Origin of the sequence: Burkholderia sp. Tr-20355, assembly GCF_017104685.1 — a bacterium.
Classification (GTDB): Bacteria; Pseudomonadota; Gammaproteobacteria; order Burkholderiales; family Burkholderiaceae; genus Burkholderia; species Burkholderia seminalis.
This window is the reverse complement of sequence record NZ_JAAGPK010000196.1, coordinates 1-13,014: the sequence shown is the minus strand read 5'-3', so window position 1 is coordinate 13,014 and position 13,014 is coordinate 1. Positions and strand designations below refer to the sequence as shown.

At 67.3% G+C, this 13,014-nt stretch carries 14 protein-coding genes and 1 pseudogene; 4 read left to right on the top strand and 11 right to left on the bottom strand.

The features are described from left to right. The 4 genes and pseudogenes from G3N62_RS30690 to G3N62_RS36150 form a co-directional block, all read right to left on the bottom strand. A pseudogene (locus G3N62_RS30690) lies at positions 1 to 241 on the bottom strand (aspartate aminotransferase family protein); the annotation flags it as partial. 37 nt (positions 242 to 278) lie between these two features. After that, a complete protein-coding gene (locus G3N62_RS30685; RefSeq protein ID WP_034189111.1) occupies positions 279 to 1,616 on the bottom strand; it encodes a glutamine synthetase family protein in 1,338 nt (445 codons plus the stop codon). 30 nt (positions 1,617 to 1,646) lie between these two features. Continuing rightward, entirely contained in the window at positions 1,647 to 2,432 is a 786-nt protein-coding gene (locus G3N62_RS30680; RefSeq protein ID WP_034189112.1) for a gamma-glutamyl-gamma-aminobutyrate hydrolase family protein, read from the bottom strand. Between the two features lie 283 nt (positions 2,433 to 2,715). Further along, the gene (locus G3N62_RS36150; RefSeq protein ID WP_072437498.1) at positions 2,716 to 2,940 is read right to left on the bottom strand and encodes a hypothetical protein; all 225 of its coding nucleotides are present in this window, start codon (positions 2,938 to 2,940) and stop codon (positions 2,716 to 2,718) included. 413 nt (positions 2,941 to 3,353) lie between these two features. On the opposite strand from G3N62_RS36150, the gene G3N62_RS30675 reads away from it, so the two are divergent. Continuing rightward, positions 3,354 to 3,905: a cupin domain-containing protein gene (locus G3N62_RS30675; RefSeq protein WP_034189292.1), complete on the top strand. Its 552-nt coding sequence runs from the start codon at positions 3,354 to 3,356 to the stop codon at positions 3,903 to 3,905. A gap of 83 nt (positions 3,906 to 3,988) precedes the next feature. Then, positions 3,989 to 5,479 (top strand): aldehyde dehydrogenase, encoded by a 1,491-nt coding sequence (locus G3N62_RS30670; protein WP_034189113.1) that lies wholly within the window; start codon positions 3,989 to 3,991, stop codon positions 5,477 to 5,479. Between the two features lie 60 nt (positions 5,480 to 5,539). On the opposite strand, the gene G3N62_RS30665 is transcribed toward G3N62_RS30670, so the two are convergent. Continuing rightward, positions 5,540 to 5,740 carry a heavy-metal-associated domain-containing protein gene (locus tag G3N62_RS30665; RefSeq protein ID WP_011353438.1) on the bottom strand — a complete coding sequence of 67 codons (201 nt, stop codon included), beginning with the start codon at positions 5,738 to 5,740 and terminating at the stop codon, positions 5,540 to 5,542. A 334-nt stretch (positions 5,741 to 6,074) separates the two neighbouring features. Between G3N62_RS30665 and G3N62_RS30660 the strand changes: the two genes are divergently transcribed. Both G3N62_RS30660 and G3N62_RS30655 read left to right on the top strand, forming a co-directional pair. Continuing rightward, positions 6,075 to 6,407 carry a cupredoxin domain-containing protein gene (locus G3N62_RS30660; protein WP_124670250.1) on the top strand — a complete coding sequence of 111 codons (333 nt, stop codon included), beginning with the start codon at positions 6,075 to 6,077 and terminating at the stop codon, positions 6,405 to 6,407. 12 nt (positions 6,408 to 6,419) lie between these two features. Beyond that, a complete protein-coding gene (locus G3N62_RS30655) occupies positions 6,420 to 7,256 on the top strand; it encodes an FTR1 family protein (RefSeq protein ID WP_034189114.1) in 837 nt (278 codons plus the stop codon). 106 nt (positions 7,257 to 7,362) lie between these two features. Here G3N62_RS30655 and G3N62_RS30650 read toward each other — a convergent pair whose 3' ends face one another. The 6 genes from G3N62_RS30650 to G3N62_RS30625 form a co-directional block, all read right to left on the bottom strand. Continuing rightward, positions 7,363 to 7,581 (bottom strand): hypothetical protein, encoded by a 219-nt coding sequence (locus tag G3N62_RS30650; protein ID WP_034189115.1) that lies wholly within the window; start codon positions 7,579 to 7,581, stop codon positions 7,363 to 7,365. Beyond that, positions 7,581 to 8,033, bottom strand: a complete 453-nt coding sequence (locus G3N62_RS30645; RefSeq protein ID WP_124609005.1) for a hypothetical protein — start codon at positions 8,031 to 8,033, stop codon at positions 7,581 to 7,583. Before G3N62_RS30645 ends, G3N62_RS30650 begins: the two co-directional genes overlap by 1 nt. A 91-nt stretch (positions 8,034 to 8,124) precedes the next feature. Further along, a complete protein-coding gene (glmS, locus tag G3N62_RS30640; RefSeq protein WP_059558882.1) occupies positions 8,125 to 9,942 on the bottom strand; it encodes a glutamine--fructose-6-phosphate transaminase (isomerizing) in 1,818 nt (605 codons plus the stop codon). 54 nt (positions 9,943 to 9,996) lie between these two features. Next, positions 9,997 to 11,358 carry a bifunctional UDP-N-acetylglucosamine diphosphorylase/glucosamine-1-phosphate N-acetyltransferase GlmU gene (gene glmU / locus G3N62_RS30635; protein WP_124609004.1) on the bottom strand — a complete coding sequence of 454 codons (1,362 nt, stop codon included), beginning with the start codon at positions 11,356 to 11,358 and terminating at the stop codon, positions 9,997 to 9,999. A 135-nt stretch (positions 11,359 to 11,493) separates the two neighbouring features. After that, complete coding sequence (gene ttcA, locus G3N62_RS30630; protein WP_034189119.1) at positions 11,494 to 12,486, bottom strand: tRNA 2-thiocytidine(32) synthetase TtcA; 993 nt, start codon at positions 12,484 to 12,486, stop codon at positions 11,494 to 11,496. Further along, the gene (locus tag G3N62_RS30625; protein ID WP_034189120.1) at positions 12,483 to 12,887 is read right to left on the bottom strand and encodes a dihydroneopterin aldolase; all 405 of its coding nucleotides are present in this window, start codon (positions 12,885 to 12,887) and stop codon (positions 12,483 to 12,485) included. Before G3N62_RS30625 ends, ttcA begins: the two co-directional genes overlap by 4 nt. Positions 12,888 to 13,014: the final 127 nt, after the last annotated feature.

Below are 13,014 nucleotides of genomic sequence, written 5' to 3'. Positions count from 1 at the left end.
ACCACAGGCCGGCCATCCCGTCGATCACCTTGTTGCCGTCCGAATCCCACAGGTAGACGCCGTCGGCCTTCACGATCACGCGGCTGCCGGCGCGGTTCAGCGCGCCCATGTCCGAGAACGGGTGGATATGGTGCGCGGCGTCGAGCGCGCGGTATTCGGCGGTCGAGCGTGCCTGCGTCGCGCGCGGCGCGGCGGCCGGCGCGGCCGGCTGGATCCAGGCAGATTCGTTGCGGTAAGTCATGTTTCCTCCGTGATTCCGTATTCGGTTGCGCGCACGTTCAGACGTGCAGCAGCAGATGGCGGCGTTCCCACGAGCTGATCACGCGGAAGAACGCTTCGTATTCGGTTTCCTTCAACGCGAAATACGCCTTCAGGAACTTGTGGCCGAGGATCTCGCCGAGCGGTTCGCACGCGGCCATCAGCGTCAGCCCTTCCTCGAGGTTGCGCGGCAGCTGGTACGGCAGGTCGTAGCCGTCGCTGACGAGCGGCTCGGTCGGCTCCAGGCGCTGCGTCATGCCGAGATAGCCGGCCGCGAGCGTCGCGGCGAGCGCGAGGTACGGGTTGCAGTCGACGCCCGGGATGCGGTTCTCGATGCGCCGTGCCGACGGGCCCGAGTGCGGGATGCGGAAGCCGACCGTGCGGTTGTCGTAGCCCCACTGCACGTTGATCGGCGCGGCCATGAAGCGCGACAGGCGGCGGTACGAGTTGATGTACGGCGCGAAGATCGGCATCAGCGCCGGCGTGTACTTCTGCAGGCCCGCGAGGTAGTTGTAGAACATCGACGTCGCGCCGCCGGTTTCCGGCGACGTGAACAGGTTCTGGCCCGTTTCCTCGTCGACGATGCTCTGGTGCACGTGCATCGCCGAACCCGGTTCGTCCTCCATCGGCTTGGCCATGAAGGTCGCGTACATGTTGTGACGCAGCGCGGCCTCGCGCACCGTGCGCTTGAACAGGAACACCTGGTCGGCCAGCGACAGCGCGTCGCCGTGCATGAAGTTGATCTCCATCTGTGCGGCGCCGACTTCGTGGATCAGCGTGTCGATGTCGAGGTTCTGCGATTCGCAGTACTCGTAGATGTCTTCGAACAGCGGATCGAACTCGTTGACGGCCTCGATCGAATACGACTGGCGGCCCGTTTCGGGGCGGCCCGTGCGGCCGACCGGCGGACGCAGCGGCAGGTCCGGGTCCTTGTTCATGTCGACGAGATAAAACTCGAGCTCCGGCGCGACGACGGGTTTCCAGCCCTTCGCCTTGTACAGGTCGAGCACGCGGCGCAGCACGTAGCGCGGCGAGATCTCGACCGGCGAGCCGTCGAAGTGCACGCAGTCGTGGATCACCTGCGCGGTCGGGTCGACGGCCCACGGGATCAGGCGGATCGTCGACGTGTCGGGCACGCACACCATGTCGGGGTCGGTCACGCCGGTCAGCGAGCCGTCTTCCGGATATTCGCCGGTGACGGTCTGCACCATCACGGCCTGCGGCAGGCGCATCGATTCGCCGGACGTGAACTTGTTGCGCGGCGTGATCTTGCCGCGCGCGATGCCGGCCATGTCGGGGATGATCGCTTCGATCTCGGTGATCCGGTGCTGCTTCAGGAAATCTTCGATGTCTTGCATGTCTGTTCTCGTGGGTTTGGGGCGGCGGGCTCAGGCGAGCGCGGCGGCGGCCATGGCGCGCGTGCGGGCAGTGCGGCGGGCGCGGCAGGCATCGCCGAAGGCGCGGAAGATCGCGCTCGACAGCGGGTCCTGCGCATGGCGCCATTCGGGGTGCCATTGCACGGCGAGGGCGAAAGCCGGTGCGTCGACGACGCTGACGGCCTCGATTAGGCCGTCCGGCGCGACGGCTTCGACGGCGAGGCCGGAGCCGAGCTGCGCGATGCCCTGCTTGTGCAGCGAGTTCACGTGCACTTCGTCGCGGCCGCCGGCGAGTGCATGCAACCGGCCGCCGGGCGTCAGGCGCACGACGTGCGCGGGGCCGTATTGCGTGTCCATCGGCGCGTCGTCGTCCTCGCGGTGATCGGCGAGGCCCGGCACTTCATGCACGCGCTGGTGCAGCGTGCCGCCGCAGACGACGTTCAGCTCCTGGAAGCCGCGGCAGACGGCGAGCACGGGTACGCCCGCGGCGATCGCCGCGCGCAGCAGCGGCAGCGTCGTCGCGTCGCGTGCCGGGTCGTGCTTCGTGCCGGGCGCGCTCGGTTCGCCGCCGTACCGGTGCGGCTCGACGTTCGAATAGCTGCCGGTAAACAGCAGCCCGTCGACCGTGGCGAGCACGTCGTCGACCGACTGGCGCTCGCCGAGTGCAGGCAGCACCATCGCGAACGCGTGCGCGCCGTCGACGATCGCGGCGACGTATTTGTCGCCGACCGTGTGCGACGCGTGTGCGCCGATTTGCGTGAGGTCGGCGGTGATGCCGACGAGGGGTTTCCTTTCCATGACGTCTATCAGCTATCCAGAGGGTTGTTGCGTGCGGCTCGCCGGACGGCGCGAAACGCGGGCGTGCAACAGCCCCGCAGCCTGGCGCAAGGCGCAAGGCCGCTGGTGAATGGGCGCAACGGGATGGCGTGGCGATCCGCGCTGCGCGCGACGATCAGGCCGTCGTTCGTTTCATTGCGACACGCGACGCGGCAACGAATGCGCGAACGCGTTCCGTCACCGCACGGACCATGCGGTTGGCGAATCAGCGGATGAAACGAACGGCGTAAAGAAAGGAGAGGCGCTACGGCAGCAGCGACGCCACTTCGTCGGTATCGACGGCGACGAATGCGCGTGCGGATACGGCGTTGTGGCGCCGAACGGAACGACGAGACAGGATGGTGTAGATCGACAGATGCTGCAGGCGAGGACTATGCCAGCCGCAACTGCCATCGGAAGGGGATGCCGCGCTGCGCGAACTTCGCGCCACGCTACGATCCCACCTCACCAGAGGGCCACGGACTCTCACGATTACACTCGACTGGGTTGTTGAAAGTATTGAACACCCGATCTTTTCAACGCGCTGGGCGTTTAAAATAATCAAGGCGCCGGTTATGCGTCATTTACATTGATGGGCATCAATTTTTGCGTTGCAATAACGCTTTTTGCTGCCTGTGAAAACAAAATGACGCTGACCTGAGAGCCAGCATATACGAGCCAAAAACGGCGTCAAATGTTTTTTAACGGTCCTGCATCAGGGCTTTCCCGAGCAGTGCGAACAAAAGATTCGCAAACGGAATAGTCGGCGAGGTGTTCATTATTTCGAACGCCTTTCAGGGTTTTCCCCGCTGATCTGCGGCATAAAGTGATTAGAATATTCAACGGCTGTCCACTGCGTCGTTTCACTTTGTCATCGCACCTATCGTGTCCGAAACCGAATCGATGTCCACCGAAGTCGCCGAGCGCCTGCGCTTCGTGCGCAACAAGCATGGCCTGTCGCAGCGCGAACTCGCGAAGCGGGCCGGCGTGACCAACGGCACGATCTCGCTGATCGAACAGGGGCGCGTGAGCCCGTCGGTCGGATCGCTGAAGAAGTTGCTCGAATGCATACCGATGAGTCTGGCGGAGTTCTTCACGTTCGAGCTCGTCGAGTCGCGCTCGGTCGTGTCGCGTCGTGACGAGATGCCGAACCTCGGCAACGACACGCTCGCGTTTCATCTGGTCGGCGCGAGCGTGAAGGACCGCAACATGTGCATCCTGCGCGAGATCTATCAGCCGCACGCCGACACGGGCCCCGAGATGCTCGTGCATGCGGGGCACGAGGGCGGTGTCGTCGTGTCGGGCCGGCTCGAGCTGACCGTCGACGGCGCGACGTGGCTGCTCGACCCCGGAGACGGCTACTACTTCGAAAGCCGTTTGCCGCACCGTTTTCGCAATCCCAGCGCGGAACTGATCTGCGAGGTCGTCTCGGCCAATTCGCCGGCGACCTTCTGACCGCGCGTCATCGCATTCGCTGCAGGCCGGCCGCGCGTCAGGCGCGCGGCGCACCGCGAATGTCACAACATTGAGGCATCCTGATGAATAAGTTGACTTTGGCTGACTGGCAGGACAAGGCGGCGTCGCTCCGGATCGAAGGGCGCGCATTCATCGACGGCGCGTCGCGCGACGCGCACGGCGGCAAGACGTTCGACTGCGTGAGCCCGATCGACGGCCGCGTGCTCGCGAAGGTCGCCGACTGCGGCGAAGCCGACGTGAACGCAGCCGTCGCGGCGGCACGCCGGGCGTTCGACGCAGGCGTATGGGCCGGCCTGAACCCGCGTGCACGCAAGGCCGTGCTGCTGCGCTGGGCCGCGCTGATGCGCGAGCATCTCGACGAACTGTCGCTGCTCGAGACGCTCGACGCGGGCAAGCCGATCGGCGACACGACGACGGTCGACGTGCCGGGCGCCGCGTACTGCGTCGAATGGTTCGCGGAAGCGATCGACAAGGTCGGCGGCGAGGTCGCGCCGGCCGATCATCATCTGGTCGGTCTCGTCACGCGCGAGCCGGTCGGCGTGGTGGCGGCCGTCGTGCCGTGGAATTTCCCGATCCTGATGGCCGCGTGGAAATTCGGCCCCGCGCTCGCGGCCGGCAACAGCGTCGTGCTGAAGCCGTCGGAGAAATCGCCGCTGACCGCGATCCGCGTCGCGCAGCTCGCGTTCGAAGCCGGCATCCCGGCCGGCGTGTTCAACGTCGTGCCGGGCGCGGGCGAACCGGGCAAGCTGCTCGCGCTGCATCGCGACGTCGACTGCATCGCGTTCACGGGCTCGACGGCCGTCGGCAAGCTGATCATGCAGTACGCGGCGCAGTCGAACCTGAAGCGCGCATGGCTCGAGCTCGGCGGCAAGTCGCCGAACATCGTGCTGCCCGATTGCCCCGATCTCGACCGTGCCGCGCAAACGGCGGCCGGCGCGATCTTCTACAACATGGGCGAGATGTGTACGGCCGGGTCGCGGCTGCTCGTGCATCGCGACATCAAGGACGCCTTCATCGAGAAGCTCGTCGCGGCCGCCCGCGCGTACGTGCCGGGCAACCCGCTCGACCCGTCGGTGTCGATGGGGGCGATCGTCGACGGCATCCAGCTCGAACGCGTGCTCGGATACATCGAGGCGGGGCGCGGCGAAGGCCGGCTCGTCACGGGCGGGGCGCGCGTGAAGGAGGAGACGGGCGGCTTCTACGTCGAGCCGACGGTGTTCGAGGTGAAGCCCGATGCGAGGATCGCGCGCGAGGAAATCTTCGGGCCCGTGCTGTCGGTGATCGTGTTCGACGACGTCGACGAGGCCGTGCGGATCGCGAACGACACCGAATACGGGCTGGCCGCGGCCGTGTGGACGTCGAACCTGACGACCGCGCACGACGTGTCGCGCCGGCTGCGTGCGGGTACCGTGTGGGTGAACTGCTACGACGAGGGCGGCGACATGAACTTCCCGTTCGGCGGCTACAAGCAGTCGGGCAACGGCCGCGACAAGTCGCTGCACGCGCTCGAGAAATACACCGAGCTGAAGTCGACGCTGATCCGGCTGCGCTGACGCGCTGCCGTGTGCGGGCGCATCGCCGTGCGGCGGTGCGCCCGCCTTTACGAGGGCGCGTCAGGCGGCGCGCAGCGCGGGATGGAAGCCGGCGGCCTCGATGATCGACTGCACGCGCTCGGCGCCTTGCGCCGATTCGACCTTGACGATTTTCGCCGCGACGTCGATGTCGAGCTTCGCGGCGGGATCGGCGGCCGTCACCGCACGCGTGATCGCATTGGCGCAGCCGCCGCAGGTCATGTCCTGCACTTCGAATTCCATCGTGTTCTCCTGAATGGATGATTGACGAACACCGTCAGCATGAAGTTTGCCATGGTGGGAAGGTCAAGCACTGTGTGCAGGATACCGCGCGGCCGATGGATGACGCGTCGGGCGGTGGTCGGACGAATCGGCGCGGCGCCGCGCATGCCGGTCGGTGTTTGGCCCGATTGACCGTGGCCGCGCGGCGTCGCGCGTCGGGAAAAGCCTTTCCGGACAACATGCCGTGAAACGATGTGGGGCATTATTTCCATATTGAAAACGTGGGCATTCGTTGTGGAAATGCGAATCGCTCTTAGTATCGATTCCCCTCAAGATCCGTTCTCCGTTTCCGACCATGAATCGTTTTGCTTTCGGCTTCGCGCTTGCCCTGCTGGGCGCATCGGCAACGTCCGCATTCGCTGCCGACGACGTCGTCAACCTGACCCTGAAGGACCACACGTTTTCACCCGATGGCGTGACGATCCCCGCCGGCAAGAAGGTGAAATTCGTCGTGAAGAACCTCGACGCGACGCCCGCGGAATTCGAGAGCGACGACTTCAAGGCGGAGAAGGTCGTGCCGGCCGGCAAGTCGGTCGAGATCCTCGTCGGGCCGCTGAAGGCGGGCACCTACGAGTTCCACGACGAGTATCACGAAGCGCAGTCGAAGACGCACCTGACCGTCAAGTAAGCGGAAACCGACATGCTGTCGACTGCCCTGATCGTCTTTCGTGAAGTGCTCGAGGCCGCGCTGGTGGTGTCGATCGTGATGGCCGCCACGAAGGGCGTGCCGCGGCGCGGCTGGTGGGTGAGCGGCGGGCTGGTCGGCGGCGTGATCGGTGCCGGCCTGATCGCGGCGTTCGCCGACGTGATCTCGCAATGGGCGTCCGGCATGGGGCAGGAAGTCTTCAACGCGGGCGTGATGTTCGTCGCGACGCTGATGCTGGCTTGGCACTGCATCTGGATGAGCCGGCACGGCCGCGAGATGGCGCTGCACATGGGCGAAGTCGGCCGGGCCGTCGCGGCCGGCCGCCGGCCGCTGACGGGTCTCGCCATCGTGGTCGGCGTCGCGGTGCTGCGCGAAGGCTCCGAGGCCGTGCTGTTCCTCTACGGGATCGCGGCGGGCGATCCGGGACAGACGCCGCAGATGATCGTCGGCGGGCTGCTCGGCGTGCTCGGCGGCGCCGGGCTCGGCTATGCGATGTATGCGGGCCTGCTGCAGATTCCGCTGAAGCGCCTGTTCTCCGTCACCAATGCGCTGATCGTGCTGCTCGCGGCGGGGATGGCGAGCCAGTGCGTCGGCTTCCTGCTGGCCGCGGGGCTCGTGCCGTCGTGGGGCGACGCGATCTGGGACACGTCGTGGCTGCTCAAGGAATCGAGCATCGTCGGCAAGGCGCTGCATACGCTGATCGGCTATACCGCGCGTCCGGCGGGCATCCAGATCGCCGCGTACGTCGCGACGCTGGCGGCGATCCTCGTGCTGGCCCGGCTCGTCGGCCGGCCGCGGCAGGTGGCGAGGCCGCCGCGCGCGACCGCCTGAGCGTTGCGGGTTCGAATGAAAGAAGGGGCGTCGTCGACGCCCCTTCTTTCATGTGCGCTGCGTGAGCGCCGCGACCGTCACGGCACGCGTACGGTGGCGCGGCCGGTCAGCGGTGGCTGTCGATCCAGGCGCGGGCCCATTCGAGCCCCGCTTCGCGCGCCTCGTCCTCGGTATCGAAGACGCCGAGCACGCCGGATGCCTCGACCAGCTTGTTGTTCTGCGTGATCGTGCCGCTCGCCGCGAAGCGGTCGGGCTGCATGATCTCCTCCTGCTGCAGGATCGCATGGCCCCAGATCTGGTAGCCGTGGTAGGTTTGCGCTTCCATTATCGAGTCACCTCCGCGGCGCGGCCCTGCGTGCCGACCTGCAGCACGTTGCCGTCCGGCGTGTATTGACGCGGGATGTTGGAGAAGCCCAGCGCGTGCGTCTCGTCGGAGCCGGCCGGGTGCATCACCGTGAGGCGGCCCGGCGCGGGTTGTGCGACGGGGCGCGGCGCCGCCGGCGTTTCGGTCGCGGTGGCGGCCGGGTGATGCGGGCCGGCTTTCACGGCTTGCGCGACACGGCGCTTGTGCGGCTTCGCGGGGGCTTTCGGCGTGACGCTCGCGTGCTTCTCCGCGCTCTTGCCGGTACGCGCGTCGGCGCCCGTGCGCGCGGCCGGCGGACGGGCCGCCGGATGTCGTGCCTCGGGCGGGTTCCAGACCTCGACGTAATGCTCGGCGGCCCAGCCCGTCGACGCGAACGTCAGCGCCAGCAATCCGCATCCAATCAGTCTTACCATTGTCTCTCCGTCTTCGACCTGGCCGAATGGCCTGCTTCGCACCGCGGCGCGATGGGGGCGGCCCGGCGCGGGCCGTCCCGGTCGTCCTGCGTTACTCCACCGTCACCGATTTCGCGAGGTTCCGCGGCTTGTCGACGTCGGTGCCGCGCGCGCACGCGGTGTGATACGCGAGCAGCTGCAGCGGCACGACGTGCAGGATCGGCGACAGCTGCCCGTAGTGTTCCGGCATCCGGATCACGTGCAGGCCGTCGTCGTTGACGATCTGCGTATCGGCATCGGCGAACACGTACAGCTCGCCGCCGCGCGCGCGCACTTCCTGCATGTTCGACTTCAGTTTCTCCAGCAGCGTGTCGTTCGGCGCGACCGTGACGACCGGCATCGCTTCCGTGACGAGCGCGAGCGGCCCGTGCTTCAGTTCGCCGGCCGGATAGGCCTCGGCGTGGATGTACGAGATTTCCTTCAACTTCAGCGCGCCTTCCAGCGCGATCGGGTAGTGCAGCCCGCGGCCGAGGAACAGCGCGTTTTCCTTGCGCGCGAACTCCTCCGACCACGCGATGATCTGCGGCTCGAGCGCGAGCACGCTGTTCAGCGCGGCCGGCAGGTGGCGCAGCTCCTTCAGGAATTGCGCTTCCTGCGCGGCGTCGACGTGCCCGCGCAGCTTGCCGAGCGTCGCGGCCAGCACGAACAGCGCGACGAGCTGCGTCGTGAACGCCTTCGTCGATGCGACGCCGATCTCGGTGCCCGCATGCGTGAGGAACTGCATTTCCGTCAGGCGCACCATCGCGCTCGTCGCGACGTTGCACACCGCGAGCGTGTGCGTGTGGCCGAGCGACTGCGCGTGCTTGAGCGCCGCGAGCGTGTCGGCCGTCTCGCCCGACTGCGAGATCACGAGCACGAGCTGGCGCGGGTTCGGCACCGATTCGCGGTAGCGGTATTCGCTCGCGATCTCGACCTGCGTCGGGATCTTCGCGATCGATTCGAGCCAGTACTTCGCGGTGAGGCCCGAGTAGTAGCTCGTGCCGCAGGCGAGGATCAGCAGGCTGTCGATCTCCGCGAACGCGGCGGGCGCGGCGTCGCCGAACAGCGTCGCGTCGAAGGCTTCCGTCTGCGGCACGGTATCGCTGATCGCGCGCGGCTGCTCGAAGATTTCCTTCTGCATGAAGTGGCGATAGGGGCCGAGCTCGACCGCGCCGCCGTACGCGCTGACCACGCGGATCTCGCGCTGCACGGTGGCGCCGTGACGATCGACGATCGTCACGCCGTCGAGCGACAGCTCGCACACGTCGCCTTCCTCGAGGAACGTGAAGCGGTCGGTGCTGCCCGCGAGCGCGAGCGCATCGGACGCGAGGAAGTTCTCGCCGTCGCCGTGGCCGACGACGAGCGGCGAACCCTGGCGCGCGCCGACGACGGTATGCGGCTGGTCCTTGTGGATCACGGCGATCGCGTACGCGCCGTGCAGTTGCTGCACGGCTTCGCGCACGGCGTCGAACAGGTTGCCGCGATACAGGCTGTGCACGAGGTGCGCGATCACCTCGGTGTCGGTCTGCGACACGAATTCGTAGCCCTTCGCGCGCAGCGCCTCGCGCAGCGGCTCGAAGTTCTCGATGATGCCGTTGTGCACGAGCGCCAGCGCGTTCGACGAGAAGATCGGGTGCGCGTTGTGCGTGACGGGCGCGCCGTGCGTCGCCCAGCGCGTGTGCGCGACGCCCGTCGTGCCTTCGAGATGCGACTCGCGCACCTGCGTGTCGAGATCGGCGACGCGCGCGACGCTGCGCGCGCGCTTCGGCGCGCCCGGCTCGAGCACGGCGACGCCGCACGAGTCGTAGCCACGGTATTCGAGGCGCCGCAATCCTTCGATCAGCACCGGAACGATATTACGCTGCGCAACTGCGCCGACAATGCCGCACATGAATGGTCAATCCTGTAAGTCGACGCGGGCGCCGCCGGGGCACCCGCAAAAGGTTCAGCTCTTCTTCTTGACCGGGCGGACGTAGCCGCTCTTCGCGGTCTGGGTCTTCTCGTTCAACGCGAGCAGGCCGTCGGCCACGTCCTTCCAGATCGTCGTGCCGGCGGCGATCGTCACGCCGCGGCCGACGCGCACGGGCGCGACGAGCTGCGTGTCGGAGCCGACGAACACGTCGTCCTCGATCACGGTGCGGAACTTGTTCGCACCGTCGTAGTTGCAGGTGATCGTGCCCGCGCCGATGTTCACGCGCGCGCCGATGTCGGCGTCGCCGATGTAGGTGAGGTGGTTCGCCTTCGAGCCGTGGCCGATCACCGCGTTCTTCACCTCGACGAAGTTGCCGACGTGCGCTTCGTCCGCGAGCTGCGCGCCGGGGCGCAGCCGCGCGTACGGGCCGATCACGGTGTGCGCGCCGAGCTCGGCGCCGTCGATGTGCGTGAACGCGTCGATGCGCGTGCCGGTGCCGACCGACGCGTTGCGGATCACGCAGTTCGCGCCGATCGTCACGTTGTCGGCGAGCGTCACGTTGCCTTCGAACACGCAGTTCACGTCGATCGACACGTCGCGGCCGCAGCGCAGCGTGCCGCGCACGTCGAGGCGCGCCGGATCGGCGAGCGTGACGCCGTCGGCGAGCAGCGCGTCCGCGACGTTGCGCTGGTGGATCCGCTCGAGTTCCGCGAGCTGTGCCTTGCTGTTGACGCCGAGCGTTTCCCAGTCCTCGTCGGGCTGCGACGTGACGACCTCGAAGCCGGCCTCGATCGCGAGTTCGACGACGTCGGTCAGGTAGTACTCGCCCTGCGCGTTCTCGTTCTTCAGCGCGCCGAGCCACATCGACAGCTGGGCCGTCGGCGTGACGATGATGCCCGTGTTGATCTCGGCGATCCTCAGCTCGTCCGGCGAGGCGTCCTTCTGCTCGACGATGCGCGTGACGAAGCCCGACGCATCGCGCACGATGCGGCCATAGCCGGTCGGATCGTCGAGCGTGACGGTCAGAATCCCGTAGCGGCCCTCGCGCGCGGCATCGACGAGGCGCTGCAGCGTCGACGCGCGCGTGAGCGGCACGTCGCCGTACAGCACGAGCGTCGGTTGCGCGGGATCGAGGAGCGGCAGGGCCTGGCGCACCGCGTGGCCGGTGCCGAGCTGCTCGGCCTGCACCGCGAACTGGACATCGGGCGCGGCGACGGCGGCTTCGACCTGCTCGGCCCCGTGACCGACGACGACGACCAGCCGGGACGGCTGCAGCGTGCGCGCGGTGTCGATGACGTGGGAGAGAAGCGGCCTGCCGGCCAGGGGGTGAAGCACTTTCGGCAGCGCGGAACGCATGCGCTTGCCGGTGCCTGCCGCCAAAATCACGATATTCATGGCGCCAGCTTGTCTGAGGAGTTCGAAGCCGTCCATTTTAGCATGCGGCCCCCGCCGTTCCGGGCCTGTCGCGGCGGGGCGACAGCGCCGGAACAGGGGCCGCGGGCCCTTGTTCCGGCGGGGTTCGGGCCCTGCTTACAGGTCGTCGAACTGGACGATCGAGATCGGCCGGGCGGCGCCCGGCGCGGCGGTATCGTCGCCCGATGCGCACGGTTCCTCGTCGAACGCGATGTCGCCTTGCGGATCGGCCTCGCCGGTCGCGCGCAGCGACTGGAACGGGTACAGCGTCGTGTCCATCAGGTGCGACGGCACGACCTTCGCGAGCGCGTTGAACATGTTGTCGACGCGGCCCGGGAAGCGCTTGTCCCATTCGCGGATCAGCGCCTTCATTTCCGCGCGCTTCAGGTTCGGCTGGCTGCCGCACAGGTTGCACGGGATGATCGGAAATTCGCGCAACTCCGCGTATTTCTCGAGATCGGTTTCCTTCACGTACGCGAGCGGGCGGATCACGATGTTCTTGCCGTCGTCCGACTGCAGCTTCGGCGGCATCCCCTTCAGCTTGCCGCCGTAGAACATGTTGAGCAGCAGCGTCTGCACGATGTCGTCGCGATGGTGGCCGAGCGCGATCTTGGTCGCGCCGAGCTCGCCGGCCACGCGGTACAGGATCCCGCGGCGCAGCCGCGAGCACAGCGAGCAGGTCGTCTTGCCTTCGGGGACGAGCCGCTTGACGATGCTGTAGGTGTCCTGGTTCTCGATGTGGAACGGCACGCCGACCTGCTTCAGGTACTCGGGCAGTACGTGCTCGGGGAAGCCCGGCTGCTTCTGGTCGAGGTTCACCGCGACGATGTCGAAGTCGATCGGCGCGCGCTCGCGCAGGCGCAGCAGCACGTCGAGCATCGCGTAGCTGTCCTTGCCGCCCGACAGGCACACCATCACCTTGTCGCCGTGCTCGATCATGTTGTAGTCGCCGATCGCCTGGCCGACCTGGCGCACGATCCGCTTGTAGAGCTTGTTGTTCTCGTACGCTTCCTTCTGCTCGCGGCGCGTCAGCGCCTGGCGGCCGGCCGGCGCGGCGTCGTCGAGGGTGGCGGCCGCGGCCGCCGTGTCATTCGTGTGTGGGGCGTTCATGCGCGCTCCTCGTCCTTGATGCGAAAGACTTCGACGCCGACGGCGTCGCAGTCCGGATAGGCGTCCGGTTTCTCGGTACAGACGCGTACCGCGCGCACGGTGTCGTGCGCCAGCAGGTGCGCGGCGATCGCGTCGCACAGCGTTTCCTGCAGGTGGATGTGGCCGCGCGCCACGCATTGTGCGACGCTCTGCTTCATCAGATCGTAGTCGACGACTTCATGCAGCCGGTCGTCGACGGGGGTGGACAGCGCGAGCGGCACGAACAGGTCGACGTTGATGACGACGCGCTGCTCGCCGCGCTTCTCGTGTTCGAAGGCCCCGATGTTGATGTGCACCTCGTAGTCGCGCAGGTAGAGCCTGCGGCAATCCGCGAGGCGGGGGTGCAGGAGAGCGGAAAACATGGTCGTCCCAGTCAAATTGGCGTGCGCGCACGCAAAGCGGCGCGGGCGGCGGCGGTCAGGCCGCGCCCGCGCGGTTCATTCATTCGGGCCGGCGGCGGGCGGCACGAGGTGCTCGCCGCCGTCGACA